The 20,894-nt window shown below is 62.5% G+C and carries 17 protein-coding genes; 10 read left to right on the forward strand and 7 right to left on the reverse strand.

The window, feature by feature from the left end; genetic code table 11:
• Positions 1 to 20 precede the first annotated feature (20 nt).
• The 7 genes from AB0J71_RS38055 to AB0J71_RS38085 form a co-directional block, all read right to left on the reverse strand.
• A complete protein-coding gene (locus AB0J71_RS38055; protein ID WP_352320180.1) occupies positions 21 to 539 on the reverse strand; it encodes a hypothetical protein in 519 nt (172 codons plus the stop codon).
• A 1,575-nt stretch (positions 540 to 2,114) separates the two neighbouring features.
• On the reverse strand, positions 2,115 to 2,432 hold the full coding sequence (locus AB0J71_RS38060; RefSeq protein WP_352320182.1) for a hypothetical protein: 318 nt from the start codon (positions 2,430 to 2,432) through the stop codon (positions 2,115 to 2,117).
• Between the two features lie 109 nt (positions 2,433 to 2,541).
• Positions 2,542 to 4,440, reverse strand: a complete 1,899-nt coding sequence (locus tag AB0J71_RS38065; RefSeq protein ID WP_364418877.1) for a hypothetical protein — start codon at positions 4,438 to 4,440, stop codon at positions 2,542 to 2,544.
• A 42-nt stretch (positions 4,441 to 4,482) separates the two neighbouring features.
• Positions 4,483 to 4,791 (reverse strand): hypothetical protein, encoded by a 309-nt coding sequence (locus AB0J71_RS38070; protein ID WP_364418879.1) that lies wholly within the window; start codon positions 4,789 to 4,791, stop codon positions 4,483 to 4,485.
• Positions 4,749 to 5,054 (reverse strand): hypothetical protein, encoded by a 306-nt coding sequence (locus tag AB0J71_RS38075; protein WP_364418881.1) that lies wholly within the window; start codon positions 5,052 to 5,054, stop codon positions 4,749 to 4,751. The genes AB0J71_RS38070 and AB0J71_RS38075 overlap by 43 nt, the downstream gene beginning before the upstream one ends.
• Before the next feature lie 286 nt (positions 5,055 to 5,340).
• On the reverse strand, positions 5,341 to 5,451 hold the full coding sequence (locus AB0J71_RS38080; protein WP_352320226.1) for an HAD hydrolase-like protein: 111 nt from the start codon (positions 5,449 to 5,451) through the stop codon (positions 5,341 to 5,343).
• A 34-nt stretch (positions 5,452 to 5,485) separates the two neighbouring features.
• A complete protein-coding gene (locus tag AB0J71_RS38085; RefSeq protein WP_364418883.1) occupies positions 5,486 to 5,896 on the reverse strand; it encodes a hypothetical protein in 411 nt (136 codons plus the stop codon).
• 643 nt (positions 5,897 to 6,539) lie between these two features.
• Between AB0J71_RS38085 and AB0J71_RS38090 the strand changes: the two genes are divergently transcribed.
• The 10 genes from AB0J71_RS38090 (at position 6,540) to AB0J71_RS38135 (ending at position 20,893) form a co-directional block, all read left to right on the forward strand.
• Complete coding sequence (locus AB0J71_RS38090; protein ID WP_364418885.1) at positions 6,540 to 7,280, forward strand: CBS domain-containing protein; 741 nt, start codon at positions 6,540 to 6,542, stop codon at positions 7,278 to 7,280.
• 380 nt (positions 7,281 to 7,660) lie between these two features.
• Positions 7,661 to 9,334, forward strand: a complete 1,674-nt coding sequence (locus tag AB0J71_RS38095; protein ID WP_364418887.1) for a DNA/RNA helicase domain-containing protein — start codon at positions 7,661 to 7,663, stop codon at positions 9,332 to 9,334.
• A 383-nt stretch (positions 9,335 to 9,717) separates the two neighbouring features.
• A complete protein-coding gene (locus tag AB0J71_RS38100) occupies positions 9,718 to 11,904 on the forward strand; it encodes an AAA family ATPase (protein WP_364418889.1) in 2,187 nt (728 codons plus the stop codon).
• Entirely contained in the window at positions 11,901 to 13,118 is a 1,218-nt protein-coding gene (locus AB0J71_RS38105) for a hypothetical protein (protein WP_364418891.1), read from the forward strand. The genes AB0J71_RS38100 and AB0J71_RS38105 overlap by 4 nt, the downstream gene beginning before the upstream one ends.
• A gap of 573 nt (positions 13,119 to 13,691) precedes the next feature.
• Complete coding sequence (locus tag AB0J71_RS38110; protein WP_364418893.1) at positions 13,692 to 14,054, forward strand: hypothetical protein; 363 nt, start codon at positions 13,692 to 13,694, stop codon at positions 14,052 to 14,054.
• Between the two features lie 29 nt (positions 14,055 to 14,083).
• Positions 14,084 to 15,715 carry a YDG/SRA domain-containing protein gene (locus tag AB0J71_RS38115; RefSeq protein WP_364418895.1) on the forward strand — a complete coding sequence of 544 codons (1,632 nt, stop codon included), beginning with the start codon at positions 14,084 to 14,086 and terminating at the stop codon, positions 15,713 to 15,715.
• Positions 15,716 to 16,002: 287 nt separating this feature from the next.
• Positions 16,003 to 16,419 (forward strand): HIT family protein, encoded by a 417-nt coding sequence (locus tag AB0J71_RS38120; RefSeq protein ID WP_364418897.1) that lies wholly within the window; start codon positions 16,003 to 16,005, stop codon positions 16,417 to 16,419.
• 516 nt (positions 16,420 to 16,935) lie between these two features.
• Positions 16,936 to 18,237, forward strand: coding sequence for a helix-turn-helix transcriptional regulator (locus AB0J71_RS38125; RefSeq protein WP_364418899.1), 1,302 nt, complete (start codon positions 16,936 to 16,938; stop codon positions 18,235 to 18,237).
• A gap of 17 nt (positions 18,238 to 18,254) precedes the next feature.
• Complete coding sequence (locus AB0J71_RS38130) at positions 18,255 to 18,986, forward strand: toll/interleukin-1 receptor domain-containing protein (RefSeq protein ID WP_364418901.1); 732 nt, start codon at positions 18,255 to 18,257, stop codon at positions 18,984 to 18,986.
• A gap of 56 nt (positions 18,987 to 19,042) precedes the next feature.
• Complete coding sequence (locus AB0J71_RS38135; RefSeq protein ID WP_364418904.1) at positions 19,043 to 20,893, forward strand: hypothetical protein; 1,851 nt, start codon at positions 19,043 to 19,045, stop codon at positions 20,891 to 20,893.
• Position 20,894: the final 1 nt, after the last annotated feature.

Below are 20,894 nucleotides of genomic sequence, written 5' to 3' on the forward strand. Positions count from 1 at the left end.
CGCGCCGGCCAGACCCGCGCTTATGACCCGCCGTCCCGATGAGGCGGGTCGTAGTAGCCCGGACCTGCGATCAGAACACTGTCAAAACCTGCCTGGTCAAGGTCTGCCGGGTAGGACATCCCGACCGAAAGCTCCGGCACGACCAGGCCGCCCGCGTCATCCTCCACGTCGTAGCGGGCTGCCAGTTCCGCGATCACCTGCTCGGCAGGCGCCGAGAAGAGGTCCATTCCCATCAGAAGCACCCGCGCCGGCGATTCATCATCGAACGGGGAGATTTCGATCGTCTGCACCACGCCCGCGGATCCGCAGAACACATGGGCAATCACCCCCGAGTCCATCAGCCGCCAATCCAGCGGTTCAGCCCCCGGATATGGTGCAAACGGCTGCGGCGTTCCCCACGCCGCCAGCGCCCGCCCCGCCTCCTCGAACGACGCCCCCAGCAACACCGGGCCGGCAGCCCGCAGCGGATCCAACTCGATGACCAACGGCGACAAACCTGCCTCCAAACCCCAAAGCCCCAGGAACCACTCCAGGCGCACTGAACATCATCACCACATCAGATGAAAGCCACCACCTCCCCCCGCCAGGTCGGCTGAGAACCCGTCAGGTTCGCTGAGAACCCACACCAAGCCCGGCCCCGGATCTGCCGGGGCCATTCCGCTTCCATGCTTGCTCGCCATGCCGCGTCGTTCCCGCTGAAATCCGTCACGCTGCGCCAGCCTGCCATGCACGCGCAGCGAGAGGAGGACCATGCACACCGATCCCGACCAGCCCGCCCTGCTCCTCGGAGAGCGGCATCCGCTGCGGCGACAGCCGTCCGGCCTGCCGCTTCAGGATCGACCGGGCCCCTCAACGCGTCCGACTCCCTTGACTGGCGAACATATTCGACCCCAGCTCCACCCGGGCGATTCCCTCTGCGATGCCCGGATCGCTTGCCCCGGTTGATGCTCATCGCCGGCCTCCTGGCCTGTGTCAGTTTCAGCATCTGGTCGAGTGCATGGGGCACTGACAACCCGTCGCCTCGGACGACGGCAACCCCGATGCCGACGCCCCGCCTGAGCTCTGCTGAACGCCCAGCCGCGCTCACCCCGCCAGCGACGCACACACCCACTCCCGATACGCCGCCGCCCTCGACGGTGCTGCGGACAGATCGTAAGCAGCTGAAGAACAAGACGAGACGGCCGCGGGAGCACCACCAATCACGGGGCTGGGCTGTGCCACGTCAGCGGTATGGAGACGTCCCCCGGACGCCGCACACGACTGCTACGCCCCTTCGTCGTCCAAGAAGGTCCAGGCCCGTAGTTCCTGAGGTCCGCGACAGGAGGAGCTCGGGTTCCTGGATCGCCGCGAAATGTGACGAGCTCTTTCCGCCATCCCGATCAGAGTTCCTCATCCGCAATCGGGCATGTCACCTTCTCTACGGATAGCGCTGTCATCCCTGAGTGGAGCTGACGAGGAGAGGCCGGAGTTCCCGGACGAACTCGATGGCGTCGGCGCGTGCCGCGGTGCACCCGTGCTCTCGGGGCGTCCGAGCGCTGGTTCGGGAGGCGCAGTCCCAAGGATGATCCGGTCAGGTTGAAGTACTTCGACGAGGCCGAGTTGGCGGCCGAGTTCGCCCACTGCTTCCTTGATCCCGGCCACCACCACCGCGCGACCGGGTGTTAGAAAATGTGGCCCTACCGAAGTCCCTGTACGTATGCGGCCTGTCCTTCGTCCGAACCATCCTCGCCACAAGCCACGTCGCCGGCGGCGACGCGGAGCAAGGCATCGCCATTCCGTGGGAGGTCGTCGCCACAGCGGCCGACCTACGATCAGCACGCACCCGCCGCCGCTACGTCCGAGAGTTCGTCAACCAACTCGCCCACTACGGCAACGACCCGCTCATACGCGACTTCCAGACCTTGGCCAAGACCAGCCTCGCCCAAGCCCACTCGAAAGCTGGCTCGGCGCCGTAATCACCGTTCGAAAGGAGATCGAGATTTGCAGAAGTGGTGGCCGCTGCGCCGAGCGCAGGTCAGGATAAAAGCACGGTCTGGCCGCGCCAACGGAGGTACGGCATGCGTGCAGTATGTTGTCTCTTAGCGATCTTCATTCTGGCTTTGGTCTCATGCTCTTCAGGGCCATCTCTTGGCGAGGCGGCGGCTGAGCTGCAGAAAGACACTCATACGCTGGAGACAGATGACGTCTTCAAGAACCCACTCAAGAAGCTGCGCATTGTCGAACGGCCGGACACCGATATTCCTTGCGGTGACGAGCGGTTCAAAAGAGTCCTCGTGGCCACGGCGGAGAACACGCGAGGCAACGAGCCGGTTGACGATTTCCTTGATCGAGCCGAGCGCCTGATGGCTGACACTCTCAGGCTGCCTCGCTTTGGCTATGACGTGACGTTCGATCCCCAGCAGGTGGACCAAACGACAGGCCGGGTCATCCACGGGTCGAAAGTAGCGCTTGGCATCACAGTAACGGTGGAGGTCCATGAACAGCCGCCGACCTGGCATTTGCGGGCGGAATCCCGCTGCCTCGCGCGATGAGTCGCAGGGGTCAGCTCCATTTATCGATCAGCTCTTTGGTCAGGGTGCTGGTTGTGGATCTTGCGGCGTCCTCCATCTTCTCGTCGAGCCTCTGATTGCCGTCCGACCAGCGTTCATAGAGCGTGAGTTTCTCTCTCAGGACCTTCTTCTCGTCGCCCCCTGCCGCTTCCCGCTTGACCTCCTTGAGAATCTCGTCGTACGTCTTGAGCTGGCCGGTCTCCTTGCTGATCAGCTCGTCAGGGGGACGGGTGGCGGGGAATCCGCCTTCGCGCAGGAGGCGCGCCATTTCGTACCTCTGCCGTTCGACGTAGTCGACATGTTTGGCGTCGAGCTTCTCCACGCGGGTCTCGAAACTCTCCGCCCATCCGTCGAGCAGTCGGCTGACGGCGTAGGTCTTGGCCACGGTCCATGTGAGGTCGATCGCCGCGCCGGCTACCGGAACGCTGTCGATCCCCAGAGCAAGGGTGTTCTTGCCCATGTCAATGACGAGTTCGTCGATGGCATCGGCCTGACCTCGCACATCGGACGCCGCCTTGAATTCGATCCCGGCGAAGTCACCGAACATCGTGGCGGCATGGTCGAAATGCTGGGTCGCCTGTTTGCCGTCGAGACCCGCTGTGGTGACCATCGTGTCGTGGTAGAACTGGGCCACGGCTGAGTCGAACTTGTCGGTGGCGCGCTCGTTGCCCATGAAGGTGCGCAGGAAGTGGAAGGTGTCGCCCGGGCTCAGGTAGAAGGCAGGGGTTACACCGGGGATGTCGGTCCACCCGGGCGGGCGGCCCATCCCCGATGATCTGTCGATGGCTTTGTCAAAACGTCCGCCTGTGATCAGTTCGTGGACGTAGGACTGTGCTATCAGCCCCATGGAGTTCTGGGCGGTGACGGGTAGTTTTTCGCCGAATGATCCCGTCATCCTGATGGCGTCGAAAGCGAAGGTGGCGGCTTCCGGGGAGTGCTTTCCCGGTGTACCGGCAGTGGCCTCGGATCCGGAGACCAGGGCGCGGCCCAAGGCGTCGGCAACTTTCTCTCCGCCGCCGAATCGTTTGGCGTAGTCGACGAAAAGCTTCATTTTCTCGGTGCGGGTGAGCTTGACCTGCGGTCCGCCCATGGCAGTGAAAGCGTCGCGTACGGCGGCGCCATCATCGGCGATGACCTCCAGCGCCATACCGACCGTGTCCGAAGGGTAGCCGTAAGCTTCGGCTTCGGAGGGCCCTGTGGGACGAAAGGTCCGCTGCGAGTTGGTCGCGAAATCATCCAGCGCCAGTGCGCGGACGGCGGCGATTCGATAGGAAGTCGGGGCGCCGGCGCCTTTCAACAGGGCTAATCGGTTCCACGCAGCGTCCTGGGTGGAAGCGTTGAGGAAGTCGTTCTTGAACCGTTCGAACGCGGGCACGCTCGCCGGTGCGCGTAACGCTGCGCCGAGAGCTTTGCTGAACGCGGCGAGGTCCTGTTTGGCGGTCTTGCTGCCAGTGGCGACCAGCAGGCTGGGCAGAGCGTTGCGTACGGTCGGCGAAAGCATGGCGAAGAAGGCCGCCGCAGCCTGCGGGTTGTCCGCCAGCTCGGCGATCTCGTCGGCGTGTTCATGGACAAGGCGTGCCTGCAGGTCGCCAGGGCCGTGCACCATGATGTCCTGGCTGTACATGGTGGCTAGCCCGCGAGCGTCGTCGAAGGCGGTAAGTTGGTCGGGGAGCATGAGGAAGGCCGCGCCGGCTCCCTTGCCCAGCTCGCGGATCGTCTGGCTGCGGTAGGCGAGCATGGAGATCTGGCTCCCACTCCACTCCGAGACGGCGAGAATCTCTTGCAGCGGTCCGGCGTTGATGCCGTTTGCGCGGAAGAGGCGATCGAATTGCTGATAGAAGTCGCTTAGGCGGTTTGTCGCTTCCTGTAAAGAGCGCGGCATGCCATCCATTGCGTCTGGATCGATACCGCAAAAATTCGTTGTCCGACGCCATTACGTGCGCCCTGCCATCTCGTGGCGGATCGAGTTCGCCATCGTCTCGGTGACCATGGGCTGGTGCCGGCGCAACTCCTCTTCGACGGCGCTGATCATCCGCTGGGCTATGGCGAGCAGCTGACGTTGACGTTCCTGCAAGTCGGCGAACCACTTGCGGGCAGTGGGGCCAGTCCAGACCGTTCCGGAGGTCATGGAATGGATGGCCGGAAGATACGCCTGCCGCAGCTCGCGAGCCTCATCCTCGGTCTGGTCAAGCAACTGCTTCAGCCGTACGTGGCGCGGATTGGGAACCATGGGCTCAGCCACGACGCCCTCCGATGTTGAGGCCAATCCGGTTTGCGGGCGGACTCATAAGCCGACCTCCCTAGCAGATACAGTGGCGGCCTCCCCAGCCCTAATAAGGGATCTGTCGGCTTGGCAGGATCGGGATGCGCGGACTCGACCAGTGCCAAGGCCCGGTTGAAGATGTCTCGATAGGCTGCCTCCCATGCCTGGCAGTCGTTGAGCAGTTTTTCGGCCGCCTTGCCCTTCAACGCGCGGTCTTCGAGCAGGTTGATGAGCTTGCGCACATCGTTGGCGCGCTGTTCGCGTGACTGCTCGATCGTCCGCCACGGCGGCGATCTGTTCCTGGGACGCCATCACCCTGGATCCTTTGGACCTTGAGGACGACTATCTATGGGATCAATGTGACGATAAAGGGCGGTCGTCGCGCCGTCGAGCTGAACTGCTCATATGGCATCAGCTCAACATTTATCCCGGCTGGTGCGTATCACGCATGAGGGCAATCGCCTCGACTACACCCGCCACCACGTGATCGGCCCGATGCCCGTGCCCCGGCGAAATACCTCGATCGACCTAGATGCCGCGCAGACCCGCAGCATGAGCACCTGCGATGTCCGCGACGAGGTTGTCACCCACCATCCAACTGCCCTCGACGAGGCTGGCTCCGCATCGCTGGGCGGCGATGTGGAAGAGGCGAGCATCCGGCTTCCGGACACCCTCAACCCCGACACCGCGTAGCCGTCAACCACGTCAGCCAGGCCGGTTCGCCGGAGCTTGCCGAGTTGGTTGTCCGCCATGCCGTTGGTGACGATCCCCACGCGCGCCACCCGGCGGCGCGCAGATCAGCCAACTCGGACAGGACGCCGGGGTAACACTGCACGAGCTGCGGCATCCGCTGGCGGTAGCCGGCCCATGGCTCCTCGACCGATGCCGCCAGTGCGAAGTGCTCCCGCACCTCGTTGAAGAACACCTCTCGATGGGGGTGGAGGCCTTGATCCAGGGAGACGAGCCAGGCGACGTCTTCAGGCTTCAAGTGATGTTGCTCAGCGAACTCCTCGGCCCACCGCGTGATCGCGTCATCGAGATCAATGAGTGTCCTACCGAGGTCGAAGAGGGCAAGGCGCTGCACGATGCCGATCGTAGATACGAGGAGTTCGGCCTCGACAGGCTGGCCAGCGAATCCGTAGCTGACCTCGGGAAACGCCTTCGAGATCGTCTCCCGTATGCCTCCCGATCAAAGTCCTACGGCTGCATACGGGTACCTTCGGTGACCTATCAAGGGTCTGGAAAGCAAAAGACCTGCGGCCAAGAAACCGTAGGTCAGAAGATGAAACGCCTGGTGGAGATGAGTGCCCCCGGCAGGATTCGAACCTGCGGCACCCGCTTTAGGAGAGGGGGACCTACTCCGTCTCTTTGGATGGCTTGAGCTGGGCATATAGCAGCCGGGGCACCTAGCCCGCGCAAGATCATCCCGCACATATCCCCCATCCCGCCATAGCGAGAGAGCGGCTGATGCGGCTTGGGCATGCGGATGCTGTCCTCGGGCGGTGCACTCTTCCTTGCATGGCCGAGCCGGGGGAAGACGATCGAACGAATGTGTTCCACCCGGCCCCTCGAACAGCTATCGTCTCAACATCAGTTACGGCACGCCGGGCTTCCGCCGCGACGCGGTTTAGGAAAGCCCCCAATCCGTAGGAGTAGCTCATGCTGCCCAAGCGCATGGCCGCGTCAGCGTGGCCTTGTTCGCACATCGCCCCGCTCAGGGCCCTTTAATGATCAACGACGGCAGCATCGTGCTGCGTGTAGGTGATCTTCCAACCGCTCGTATCGCCAAGCTTGTAAGCCTTTCACCGGCCGATACGCTGGCTCGAGCTGAGACCCTCCTGACGCTCCACAAGTTCGATCGGCTTCCTGTCCTCGTAGACGCCTCGACCCTGATGGGCGTCGCAACGCTCCGGTCGATCTCCATCGTTCGTATGAGCGCCCGGTCGGCAGATCTCCTCGCTGCGGTGCAACAGGCCCACGTGGTGAGTATCGAGGCCGAGTTGGAGAACGTCATGCCGATCTTGACTTATCACGGCTTCGCCTATGTTCAGGACGAGCAGTCACACGTATCCGGGATCGTTACCCTGAAGGGTGCCTTGTCACTGCTGGAGCGGTTCAGCGGTACCCACCTGCCCCTGGGGGAAATCGAACGTCGTCTGCGCGGGATCGTGAACCAGGCGTTCCCTACCATCGCTGAGTTGCGGGACGTGACTGGCCGATCTCGTATTCACTCGGTGGAGGACCTGGACCTGGGCGGCATCGAGCATGTTCTGCGACGTGCCGACTGCTGGCACCGCCTAGGGTGGCAGGTAGACCAGGATGCGTTCATCGAAGAGGTCTCGGCCGTCCGTCAGATCCGAAACGGGTTCGCGCATCATCGAGGTGCGGTGCTCTCACCCCCAAATGATGGCGAAGTCGACCGCTTGGTCACGTTCCTGAGCTGGCTCCGCGCGTTGACAGCTCAGTAATTCCCTGACTGGGAACAGAGCTCTGCAGAGGTATAAGTGATGTCCCAGATGACGTCCTTCGAGGGGAGGTTGCAATGATGGTCCGTAGGTCTGTCGAGGCGAAGAAAACGGTTTCGGGGGGTAGCCCTTCGGCTAAAAATCTCAGTGAGTCCATGGGGGGACCGGCCAGCCTGCCGTCTGGACCCCTTCAGCATTCGGCGGAGAGTCTGGTTCGGCTGACGTCGGAGTTGGCATCCGAACGTACTCTGGGTCAAGAGATCGCCGAGCACCTACGGGCCAGCGCTGGGATCACTGCCAGTCAGGCTGAGCAGCGTCTCTGGGCCCAGAGCCTGCCACTTCTTGCGCGGGATTTGGTCGATGCAGGGCTTGGCGGGGTCGAGATGTTGGTCGAATATCAGATGCCGCTGACGAGCAGGCGGGCTGATGTGGTCCTGGCCGGGATTAATCCCAATACCGGCCGTGACCAGCTCGTCGTAGTCGAGTTGAAGCAATGGACACAAGCCACGGTGTGTGGAGAGGACCAGAGTGTGGTCCAGGTAGCCGGCACGGGCAATCGCCCCAAGCTTCACCCAGTGATTCAAGCTCGTGGATATTGCGAATATCTGGCCGACTTTCTGAGCGCTGTTAACGGCCAATCTGGCGCTGTTCATGGCGTGGTCTACCTGTACAACGCCACTGATTCGGAAATTCTAGATCTTTATGCCATCGAGGATGATCGCGTACAGCTATTCAGCAAGAGTCGGCGCCTGCAGTTCCTCGACTATCTTCGGACTCAGTTTGCCTCTGTGCCAGGGAAACCGGCAGCCGAGCGCCTGTTGAGGAGCCCGGTGCGGGCGTCAAAGTCGCTGCTCAAGGTGGCCAGAGCGGAGATTAGGAATCGCGGTCAGTTCGTCCTCATTGATCGGCAGCGGCTGGCCTATGAGTTGGTCCTACAGGCCGTTCGCGAGGCGATGAACAGCGACCGCAAGAAGGTCGTTGTGATATCTGGTGGGCCAGGATCTGGCAAGAGCGTGATTGCTCTCTCTCTTCTTGCCGAGTTGTCTAGCCAAGGTTATCGAACCTTGCACGCGACGGGCTCTAAGGCATTCACGGAGGTCATGCGTCGGGTAGTGGCAAAGGGCTCAGCTCAGACTAAGTCAATGTTCACATACTTCAACAACTTCATGACCGCCAAGCCAAATGAAATTGACGTATTGCTCTGTGACGAGGCGCATCGAATTCGAGAGACGTCGGCTAACCGCTTCAGCAGGTCGGCAGAACGGACTGGCCGTCTCCAGCTCGATGAGCTAATCGCCGCAGCTCGTGTGCCGGTGTTCCTGCTCGACGAGCACCAGGCGGTACGGCCAGGCGAGACGGGAACTGTGCATCGGATTCGGGAGCGCGCTTCCGCACTCGGCCTAGCTGTACAGCAGGTCGACCTAGACGCACAGTTCCGTTTTGGCGGGAGTGATGCTTATACGGAGTGGGTCCTGAGGCTGCTTGGTCTCGACAAGGAGGAGTTGGCGCCCCGACTGTGGTCGGGCGGCGACAGCTTCACTGTTACTGCCGCCCAGTCTCCGTATGAACTGGAGTCGCTGCTTCGGGCGAAGTTGGCTGAGGGTTTCTCGGCGCGGATGACAGCAGGGTTCTGCTGGGAGTGGAGCGCTCCAGTTGGGGACACGCTTGTAGCTGATGTTCGTATCGGAGATTGGGCCCGACCTTGGACTGTCAAGGGTGACCGTCCGATTGGCGACGCTCCAGCAAGCGCTCTTTGGGCAGCTCTGCCAGGTGGGTTCGATCAAGTCGGTACCGTCTATACGGCGCAGGGGTTCGAGTACGACTGGAATGGCGTAATCTTCGGCCCCGACCTAGTCTATAGGGAAGGGCGATTGGTTACAGTGCCGGCGGCGAGCAGGGATCCCGCGATTAGGAGTATTGGGGGAGCCCATGCCGATAGGTTGATTCGCAACACGTATAGGGTTCTACTGACGCGCGCAATGGTGGGCACCGTCATTTACTCGACGGACCCGGAGACGCAGGCGTATTTCACGTCATTGATTGCCGCGTCTAGGTAGTCTGGGCTTGCCATGGTTCGGCCAAAACTAGCGCCTGATCCAGCCCGAGGCTGGATCTTTTTTGGGGCCGAAGGGTCAAACCTGTGGCACCCATTATAGGAGAGCGCGGGCTGTACCATTCAGTTACGCAACCTGACTTGGCAAGCGCCCTAGACCGATGTCCGCTCTTTCCTGGTTATCCCGTTTATGTCCCGCAATCGATTGTCCTCGCGGGATCCGTTAGAGCGCGCGACCTTGGTGGCGGGCCGGCCAGGCGCGGATGACATCTCGACCACGCTCTGGCCTGCCAGATCGTCCATGGGTCAGGTCGCCTTGTGATCAACCTGCGTAACGTCATGCAGGATTCCTGAGGATGTATAGAAGACTTCAGGTGGAAGGGACTCATGGTGGATTGGGAACAGGGCGTGATCGTGTGTCGCGCGGCACGCCAGGTAGTCGAAGCTGGTGTTCTGACCGGGGAGTCGTCGTTTGTTCCTGGCCGGCGCACCTGGACAGTGGATGCCGCGGACGAGCTGTTCCGTCGGTTCGTGGAGAACTTCGACGAGTCGTCTGACGAGTTCCTGGTCAAGCTTAAACGGCAGATCGCCGAGGGGAGCGACGAGGCGATCGTGCTTGCCGCAGAACTGCTCTACCTCAACGTCATGCCGCTCAGCCCTGCCACCATTGGCGTCAATCGCAAATTCGAGATCCTGGGCAGCGTGCTGTCGTGGGCCTCCTTCGAGGCGAAGGTGCCCGACGATTTGGCCGTGGCAGCCTCACCGGGCTACATGAAGGGTGGCCAAGCGTTCCTCAACTACCGCTGGGCCCAGTTCGCGTTCCTCATCCGCCTCACGCAGCTGCTGGTGAAGCTACCGCTCCACGAACGGGAATCGGCTCTGCGGGATCCGTGGCGCTTCCGGGACCTGGCCGAATCGGTGCTCACGGACTACGACGGCAAGTCGCGGGCCCGCGCCCAGTTCCACGTGCTGCTGTTCTTACTGTTCCCCGACGTGTTCGCCCCGGTCTCGGTCGAACGCAACAAGCAGCTCATCCGGGATGCCTTTGCAGACCGGCTGGCCGAGCCGACCGGGGATCTCGATCGAGACATACACGCCATCCGCCAGCAGATCGAGGCAGAACACGGCGGGCGGTTCAGCTTCTATGACGAGCCCTGGCGGTCTCGCTGGGAGCCGCCTCCGCCACCGCGGTCGCAGAAGGGCTGGCTGGTACGCGGAGCCAACGTTGACGGCGTCAACGCGATCCCGCAGTGGCTGGCCGACGGCTTCTGCTCGGTCAGCTTCTCTGAAATCGAACAACTACCCGCGGGCGCGTCCCGGCAGCAGGTCAAGGACGCTGTTGCCGCAGCGCTTCCCGACGCCAAACAAGGCAAAAGGGACGTCACGGCCGGGCAGCTGTGGCGTTTCCTCAGCGGCTTCCAACCTGGTGATCTCATCGCGACCGTCGACGGCGATGCCGTCTATGTCGGCACCATCACCAGCGACGCGTATTTCGACGATTCAGCCGGCCGTGGCCTGGCTCGCCGTCGCTCGGTCGAGTGGCAGCCCACCGCCATGAGCCGCCAGACCCTCCCCGAGGAAGCCCAGGCCAAGCTTAAGACCGCGATGACGATCGGTGAGCTGACCAGTGTGATCGCGGCGCTGGCCACCAGCGCAGGGCTGGAGGAGAAACTCACCGACGAGGTGTTGGCCCAGGACGAGACCCGCGGCCTGATTGTGCCCGCACTCACCCAGGCGTTCGCCGACGACCTGCTCATGCCGCTCAGCTGGCTGCAGGAGACCGCCGACCTGCTGACCGCCAAGCGGCAGATGATCCTCTACGGCCCACCCGGGACCGGCAAGACCTACCTGGCCACCAAGCTCGGTGAAGCGCTGGCCGGCCCCGATCGCACCAAGCTGGTGCAGTTCCACCCTTCTTACGGGTACGAGGATTTCATCGAAGGCTTCCGCCCTCGGCTCGGCGAGAACGGCACGGTCGGCTTCGACCTGGTGCCCGGCCCATTCAAGAACGCGGTGGAGGCGGCCGAGAAGGAGCCGGACCGGCCATATGTCCTGGTTATCGATGAGATCAACCGCGCTAATCTGGCCAAGGTGTTCGGCGAGTTGTACTTCTTGCTGGAGTACCGCAACCACGAGATCACTCTTCAGTACTCGCCGGATGAGCCGTTCAAGCTCCCCAAGAACGTTTTCGTCATCGGCACCATGAACACCATCGACCGCTCGGTGGCGTTGATTGACGCGGCCATGCGCCGCCGGTTCGTCTTCCGCGCCCTGGTCCCGCACCGGCTCCCGGTAGACGGACTGCTACGACGCTGGCTGGAGCGCGAGGGACTCTCCGTTCTGCCCGCGCTCCTGCTGGAGGAGGTCAACCACCGCCTGAATGACCCGGACCGCGCCGTCGGCCCCTCGTACCTGATGACGCCCAACGCGGCCACCCGCCGCGGACTGGAACTCATCTGGGCGGCGGAGATCCTGCCCCTGCTGGAAGATCAGCTCTACGGCAAAGTCGACGACATCGAGGCCGAGTACGGCCTGCCGGCCCTGCTCGCCGCGCTCGGTCACACCCTGCCGTGACCCTGCATCTCCACCTCGCCGAGGCCACCGCCAGCCTGCCTCAGCCCCTGACTCCGGCGCAGGTCGCTACGCTGGCCACCGTCCCAGAGCTGGTCACCATTACCCCGACTGCAGGTGGACGGTGGCGGCTCGCGGGACGCCAGCGCGTCGGGACCGTACGGCTTGGTCACAAGGACGGCGCCATCGAGCTACGCATCCAGCCGAAATTGCCCGTCCGGCGGCTCTTTGGCCTGCTAGGTGACTACGACGACATCTGGCAACACCGCCAGATCACCGCATCGACCGACGATCTGCTCGTGCCCGCACTGGCCACTGTGTTCGCCCGCGCGGCAGAGCGTGCGCTCCGCGGCGGGGTTCTACACGGCTATGTCTACCGCGAGGACGCTCTCGCCGTCATCCGGGGCCGCATCCGGACCAGCGCTCAGCTGAGCCGCCGGATGGGGCTGCCCACTGTGATCGAGGTCGCCTACGACGACTACCTGGCCGACATTCCCGAGAACCAGATACTGCTCGGCGCGATCGAGCTCGCCCAGACCCTGCCGGGCGTCGCGGACACCACGATTGCGCTGCTGCGGCACCTGGCCGGGCGGCTCGTCGGCGTTGTCTCCGCCCGACCAGGGCAGCTGCCGACGTGGCGGCCGACCCGGCTCAACGAACGCTATGTCCCCGCGCTCCGACTAGCGGAATTGATCCTTTCTGGGGCCTCACTGCTACAGGAGGGTGCGCAGGCGATACAGATCGACGGCTTCATCCTGAACATGGCCCAGATCTTCGAACGCTTCCTCACCCGGCAGTTGACCACTGGGCTTTTGCCGTACGGCTTGCGCTGCGTCGCCCAGCAGGGGCACCGGCTGGATCAGCAGAGGCGGGTGCTGATCCAGCCCGACATCCTCCTCTACCGCGACGGGCGACCCACCGCGGTCGTGGACGCGAAGTACCGGACTCTGGACGGGGCTCCGCCAACGGGGCATCTGTTCCAGCTGATCTCCTACTGCACCGCTCTCGGCCTCGCCGAGGGGCACCTCGTCTATGCCTCCGGAACGCCGTCAGCAGAGCCGTACCGGATCAAGAAGTCGGATATCAGGGTGTACGTGCATGGTCTGGATCTCAGCCAAGGGTCCACCGACCTGGCAATCGCGGTAGCCGCGTTGGTCGACCGCCTCGCAGCAGGCCCCGAAGGGCCACGCCAAGGGGTAGATCCAATCCCACTGTAGGAGGAAGCGGTTAATCCGTCCCGTGGGGTGGCTTGAGCAGGGCCAACAGCCCAAGCGTGGAAGTCAGCCGGGATCATCCCGCATGTGTCCCAGCACATACAGGCGGCCCACGGCAGTCAGTAGAGGAGTTCAGTGTGCCCCGTGTGCGTTGGTGACGAGTCAGGTGTTCGCGCAGATGTGCTCCGACTTGATGGTCACGGTGGATCTCGCCAAGCAGCGGTCTTTGGTTGCCGTCTACCGGTTGGCAGGGGCCACGGGGACACCTGCTGCCACGTTCAGCGTGTTGTGACGGAGCTTGCGGTCAAGAGTGCACGGCGCTCGGATCCGTTGGCATCAAAGAGGCAGCCTCATCGTGGTCCGTGGCCGGGACAACGTCCAGTGCGTTACTAGTGGTGCTCCCTGTAGCTGAGGCCCTTCTAGATCGATCTTCCTATCATGCTCGTGTCCGAGGAAGATTGACGGTGGGGATGGCTGGCGAGGAAGGGGTGCGAGAGGTGCCCGTTTTTCGTGTATTTGGATGCTCATGTGAGGTGGGTGCCGGTAGCATCCCGGATGTAGATTCGTCGTGGATTGGTGGAGGTTGTGGTGGATGAAACAGTTAACCTTCGGATGAGCGGAGATTTTGCCGAGCAGGAGCTCCGCTCGCTCTACGATTGGTTGTTGAGGGACCTCGATGCCCTTGACTATATGGATGTGCGCCTGCAGTCTAAGGACCCGGAGCCCGGTGAGATGGGCGACACTCTCGATCTCATCGCTCTGGCCGTGACGAGCGCATTGCAATGGCCCGCTTTCATCGAGACAGTGGCGCAGTGGCGTAGAACGCGGCGGCATCGCCCACAGGTAACCATCGAACGTGGAGGGACCACTGTCGTGGTATCTGAGGCGGAGTCGGAACTCGTGGTTCAGATTCTCAAGGCGTTGGAGGGGAACGATTGAGTCTCCCTGATCCCTTAACCTCGCGTGCCGTGCTGATTGGCACGAGCAAGTACACCTATCTAGCGTCTCTCCCTGCCGTTGAAAACAACCTGACGACCTTGGGTGGTCTCCTTCAAAGATCTGACCTGTGGGGACTGCCGGCAGAACACTGCACGATTGTCCATAATCCCACCACGGTAGATGCGATGATGGATCCACTGTGGCAGGCTAGAGAAGAGGCAAAAGACACTCTTATCGTGTACTTCGCTGGCCATGGATTGATGCATTCCGTGGAGAGCGATCTGTATCTCACTCTAGTAGACTCGCATAAGGACCGCATGTACAGTGCGGTGGCCTATGACACGGTACGAAACGAGCTTCGAGCGAGTCGCGCGCAGCGAAAAATCGTAATCCTAGACTGTTGCTACAGTGGACTTGCGCTAGGGCTGATGGGCGCTGAAGACGGTACAGAACGTGTCGCTAACAATGCCCGTGTCACCGGCACATACTTGATGACAGCGACGGCCGAGAATAAGACAGCGCTCGGCGGCCTCGACACCTATACTGCCTTCACTGGCGAGCTCATACATCTCATTAGTACGGGAATCCCGGAACAGCCTGAGTTTCTCGAGCTGGATACAATTTTCCAACATGCGCGCGAGTCGTTGCGGGATAAGGGCCTTCCTATCCCACAGAAGCGCGAGTCGCACTTTGCCGCGCGCCTCACCTTGGTGCGTAACCGCGCACATAAAAGCCAGCAACGTATTACGACAAAAGAGTTTTATGGTGTCATCGAGGGGATTCGGCCAGGGACCATTTTCGAGAGCCGGAGAGCTCTGCATGACGCAGGTGTTCATCGGCCGTTGCAGGCAGGCATCTGCGGCACTGCTGAGCGGGGCGGCGCCGAGTCTATCGTCGTTTCGGGCGGTTACAAGGACGATGAGGATTACGGGGATGTGATTATCTACACCGGACATGGTGGGCGTGATCCTAATACTGGCGTGCAGGTCAAAGACCAGTCGGCAGACGACTCGGGCAATGCTGCTCTCATCAAGAGCATTATGACTGGACTACCAGTCCGGGTCGTCCGTGGCGCTGGGGGTGACAAGGAATTTTCGCCGCCAGCTGGCTATAGCTATGACGGGATATTCACGGTAGCTGATTACTGGACCAAGCGCAGCGTCGATGGACCCATAGTCCTCCAGTTTCGACTTGAGCAGATCGATGACGGGACGCCTAAGAAGGCTGGGGCGCTCCATCTGAGTCGCAAGCTTTCCCCTGGACGTAGGGAAGAGGTCGCTCCAGGAGTTTATGCGGACAGGCTGCTCGCAGCGGAACTAAAGCAAGTGTACGACCATGCATGTCAGGTATGTGGCACTGTGCTAGAGGTGCCAGGTGGCCTACGAATTGCCGCTACCGTGCATATCCGTGGGCGAGAACAGCCTCACTTGGGCCCTGACAGCAAAGACAACATGCTTTGCCTGTGCCCTAACCATCGGGACCTTTTTAGATACGGTGCGATCACCATTGAGGATGATTACAGCATAATTGATCGTACGGATGGCGAGACAATCGGCAAACTTGTGCTGAAGCATGATGTCGATCGTGACTATCTCCGCTACCATCGCGAGCATCACGCTCTCGGGCCCAGCGGATCGGCGGAGGGGCAAATGCAGCTCTAAATAGACGGAGCTTCTACCTTCAGGGTCGCGCCAATGTGTGCGCAAATTTGCGCGTGTGAATTGAAGCAGGCAATGAAAGAGGGCATAACAAGATTGCGGGCGCGCGAACTAGATTGGTCATGGAGGGTTAGGCTGAGACCTGCGTTTGTGCCCGAGGGCATGCCTGGGATGGCGCGCCCGGATCATACGACTTCCGTGGCGCTGCGATCGGCCGCTCCTGACGGATCCTTATGCTCCCATAGACGAGCCTCACGAGATGCGGGAAGATCGGAAACATGCCAATATCCATGCCATCCGTCGACCGATGTCCCTTCTGCGATTATCTCGCCGGGTTCCACCCTTCCACCATCCTGGAACGAGGGGAGCAGGTCGCGATCCTTGTCACGCGTTGGCAACGTGGGCAGGGACACGTGTTGGTGATCCCGGTGGCTCACCGTCCTACCGTTATGGACGTGGCCCCGGCAGAGGAGCAGCAATTGATGAGTGCCGTGCGGCGGGCGGCCCGTGCCATCACAGCGGCCTACGACCCTGGGGGCATCGCTGTCTGGCAGAACAACGGGGTATCTGCGCGCCAAGCCGTCCCCCATGTTCACTTCCATGTAGCCGGTACTCTCCCCGAGGGGGGCACGCAGTCGGGCGAGGTCCCTTGTCTCGACCTCAATGAGACCGAAGGGATCGCCAAGCGCCTCAGTCCATATCTCTGAGGGGCACGCTGGTGATGACGTCCCTTGGACTCCTAACCAGCTCGGATTGCCGGAGCATATGCACTAGTTAGGCGCCCAGACTGGTCTGAGGCAGCGCGGTCAGTCTTTCGGATCGTCAAGTCTGGGGACCTTCGTTGGCGGTCGAGCTCTTTAACTGCCTGACACCGCCGTCCCGCCCTCCCATCTGCGATCAGTGGCGGCCCGCTGGCATGAGGCGAACACGCGGGCATTGATGTGGTAGAGCCCGTTTGGCCATGGTCGGCAGTCGGTCGTGTATGTCCTTATCCGGTTCGTCGTGTGGCTCATCTGCCCCCTGAACAGGCTTCCGGGCGGCCGTCTCCCCTCACCTTCGCTTCCAGCATCGCAGAGGGAAGCCCGTTGACTGCGCATGGGTTCCCTACCGCAGCCATCCTCCGGCTGGAAACGGGAAACATGGCGACTGGCCTTGCCCGCGCCGCACCGGTGGCGCACTCTTACAGACAGTAACTCTCGGTGCCGCGGACATGCTGGAGGTCCATGGTGGTCCAGGGGCAGGTCTGCTTCGGTCGAGAATTGCGCAGGCGCCGCCTCGCCGCCGGCCTCACTCTCACCAGCCTGTCCAAGCTCGTCCACTACAGCAAGGCTCAGTTGAGCAAGGTCGAGAGGGGCTTGAAAGCGCCCAGCCAGGAGCTGGCCCGTTTGTGTGACACCGCGCTCGGCGGTGGGGGCAGTCTCGCTGCCCTCATCCCCATGCGGCCCGCTGGAACGCGAGTTTCCGAGGCGACAAGCGATGAGTTGGAGGAGGTGTGGCTGATGCAGTTGTCTGGCGACGGGCAGAGCTGGTTTCAGCCGTTGAGTCGGCGACAGGCGATGACGATGGGCGTAGCGACGGTTGCTGGCATGAGCATTGGCCGCCAAGACACGGCCTTTCCTGTTGAGAACGGCACTCTGCTGGGGATGTCCCGCGCATTATTCGAGCACTACCGGCAGCTTGGGCAGGTGGCCGGCCCGGAGCTGGTGCTACCCGCGCTCATCGCCCAGGTTCACTCGCTTCAGGAGCTTTCCTCCCGTATGGGGTCAACCACTAGAAACGCACTTTTGCGGCTCGCCTCGCGGTACGCCGAATACGCCGGATGGATGATGCAGGAGTTCGGCAACGATGAGGCTGCCTTGTGGTGGACTCGGCGGGCAATCGATCTCGCGGCCGCAGGCGGAGATCGCGACTTGGCGGCGTACGGGCACGTTCGCCACGCGCTGGTCACGCTGTACCGCGGCGATCCATCACAGACAATTGAGCTGGCGAAGCGCGCGCAGGGCGCCGGATTGCCGCCCCGCATCCGCGGCCTGGCCGCACAGCGCGAGGCCCAGGGGCACGCCCTCGCGGGCGACTATGACTCCTGCATGCGCAGCCTTGACCAAGCTCGCGCGCTGCTGGATCAGCACGTGCCCAACTCGAAGTCGCCCGTCATCGGCACGACGAATCTGTCCGACCCCGTCGGCATGATCACCGGCTGGTGCCTGCTTGATCTGGGGCGACCGCAGGAGGCGGCTCAAGTCATCGGTACGCACTTGGCGCTTGTACCGCCGCAAGCGCTGCGCACCCGCGCTCGCTTCGGTATTCGTCATGCACTCGCCTACGCCGTGGCGGGCGAGATCGAACACGCCTGCCGCCTGTCCGCCGAACTGCTGGCCGGCGCTGTCACCGTGAGCTCCGCCACCATCGCCCAGGACATACGCGCTCTTGCGCGGACGCTCGCTCGACACCCTAGAAATCCGGCAGCACGCGAACTGGCGCAGGAAATGGCCGCAGCCGCGCAAGCGGTCAACCTGCAGACCTAGAGAAGGGGCAGCCAGTAATGCACGAGGTGTTCATCAACTATCGCACAGGAGATGGCGAGAAGGTCGCCGCACTGCTTGAGCGGGATCTCTCGCACCGTTTCGGAGACGAGCACGTCTTCCGCGCCTCTAAGTCCATTCCGCCCGGGTCTGCGTACCCTCGCGAGCTGATCAGCGCGGTACGTCGCAGCTACGTCGTGCTCGTCGTGGTGGGAGAGAACTGGTCGAGGCGTCCAGAACTGCACGATGAGGACGACTGGGTGCGCAGGGAAATACTGGAGGCGTTCACCTGCGGCATTGAGGTGATCCCCGTCCTGGACGGTAGGAAGACCGAGCGCCTGAACCCGGCCGATCTGCCCGAAGCGCTGAAGCGCCTCGCGGACGTGCAGTCGGAACGACTCGACTTCCAGGATCTGCAGTCAGGTCTCATCCGCATAGGCAACATGCTGGCCGGGAAGCTGCCCCAGCTGAAGGCCGTGGATCGGTCCGTCCAGCAAGAGCGAAGGGGCGGCAGCGTGAGCAACTCGGTCGACGAAGTCCAGGGAACCGCCATCCAGAGCCGTGACATCACCGGCGACGTCGGCACAGTCATCAAAGGCAATCAAGGACCGGTCCACACCGGCAAAGGCGACCTCTACCATCATTCCCCCCACGTTTCCGGGACCGGCGGAACGTACATCGCCGGCGACAACAAGGGCGGCGTGCGGCACGATTTCGGTGGAGCCCGCCGGCATGAGGGGGACGACAGTTGACCGAGGTCTCAGACGTTCGCGGGCCTGTGCATACAGGGACCGGAGATCTCTACTTCATGGAGGCGGCGCGGGGCCGAGGCCCCCGACCGACCTTCATCGAGGAACTGGACTGGCTGTGGCGACATTACGTCCACCCGCCCGGCCATGGGCAGGCGAGCGACATCCTCAAAGCTTGCCGAACGTTGCTCCTGGATGGCGCACCAGGGAATGGTCGGATAGCCACTGCAAAGGTCCTGTTGCGCGAGCTGTCCTCTGGAGCCGAACGGTTCCACGAGTTGACATGGGAGGAGAAGAACGGGCGATACCAACTGGAACCTGCCTCGATCGGTGATGACGACCGCGTGTGGCTGGACCTGTCGCGAACCGACGAGCGGGCCTGGCGCTGCTTCCAAGACGAGTTGTCCTCACTACGCAAGATGGTGGTCGAGCACGCCGCGTTCCTGGTGATCGTCCTGCCCAGTAAAGGACGCGAGGGGCTCTCACCCGAGTTCGGGCAGTTCCACTGGACGATCGGCCATCCTCCAGCTCAAGAGGTCCTTCGCCGTTACCTGCGGCTGGCGGGCGTACCAGGCGCTGTGACCATTCCTCCGCCCGAGTTCCTGAAGACCGAGCGGCCCGTCAGGGAGATCGCCAAGTTCGCCGATCTCGTTGTCTCGGCGTACAAGAACGCACCCGAAGCCCCGCACCATGCTTGGTACAAATCCGCAGAAAGCGCGTACAGCGGCTTTGGAACAGGGGTCGCCGAGGCTGTCAAAGAGCTGCGTCACGGCCCCCAGCGGGCCTTGCTCCTGGCCACGGCGATGCTGCACAACGCGCATGTCGACCATGTTCATGATGCCGCCGTGGCGCTGCTTGACATCGTCGGCTACGCGGACGAAAGGCACTCTCTGGAACGTTCCGATCTCCTCACCAGCCTCGGCGAAATCGGGGCCGTTGCCGACACCAACGGCCACGTACGGTTCAAGGAGCTCGGATACGACGCTGCCGTCCGCGCGCTCTTCTGGCATCACATGCCGGGCTTACGCGACGGCATCCAGAGATGGGTCGGAAGGATGATCGACGACCCGTGCCTGCCTGATGACGATCGCTACCAGCTGGCGAAGCGCTTCGCAGAGCAGTGCCTGAACCTGAGACACAGACAGGTCCTGGTCGAGTCGGTGGCGGAGTGGACCAAGGGACCGAAGACCTACCGCAGGCAGATGGCTGCTGACCAAGCGTTGCGCCGCGCGCTCACAGCCGAGGAACACGGCATGTTCTTTCGCAAACAGATCTACAACTGGGCGCGCGACGATCACCTGTCCGAATCGCTGGCGCAGGTGATCATCAGGATGTGTACCGAGGTCATCGCTGTCACCCATCCTGATCAGGCTGTGGTGCGCCTCCACCACCGGGCCCGGCGCGAGAGCCGCAGCACGAATGCCCGTACAGCACTGCTAGAAATGGTCGCCGCGGACCCGTGGCTCCGCCGACTGCTGCTCGTCCGGCTCACCCGGCTCGCCATGAATGGCAGGGAGTGGCGAAGAGACGTCGAGCTCTTCCTCGACGTCGCCGAACCCGCCGCCTTCACCGCTCCCGGCGATCGAGATCGGCCGCTTGTCGCGGAAGCAGAGATACGAGCCTTGTTGACCGAGGGGTGGAAGCACGCCTTCCGCAAGACTGCCGCGCTGGCCTGGCACGACAGGGCGCGGGAGTGGCTCATCACGGCTCTTCATGACGATCGCCATCGTGACCTGCTCGTTGACATCCTCATCGAGGGAAGTGAGCGCCGTGGCGACGTCCTGGGCGGCCTCTACACCGCGGCCCGTAGCCTATCGCGATTCACGCCGGATGACCGGGCGCGCAGCGCCACCCTTCTCAACGTGGTCCTGTGGAAAATCTGCACCGCCCAAGGCATTCAGGTCAGCTGAT

It is taken from the genome of Nonomuraea sp. NPDC049637 (assembly GCF_040675235.1).
In the GTDB taxonomy this organism is placed as follows: domain Bacteria; phylum Actinomycetota; class Actinomycetes; order Streptosporangiales; family Streptosporangiaceae; genus Nonomuraea.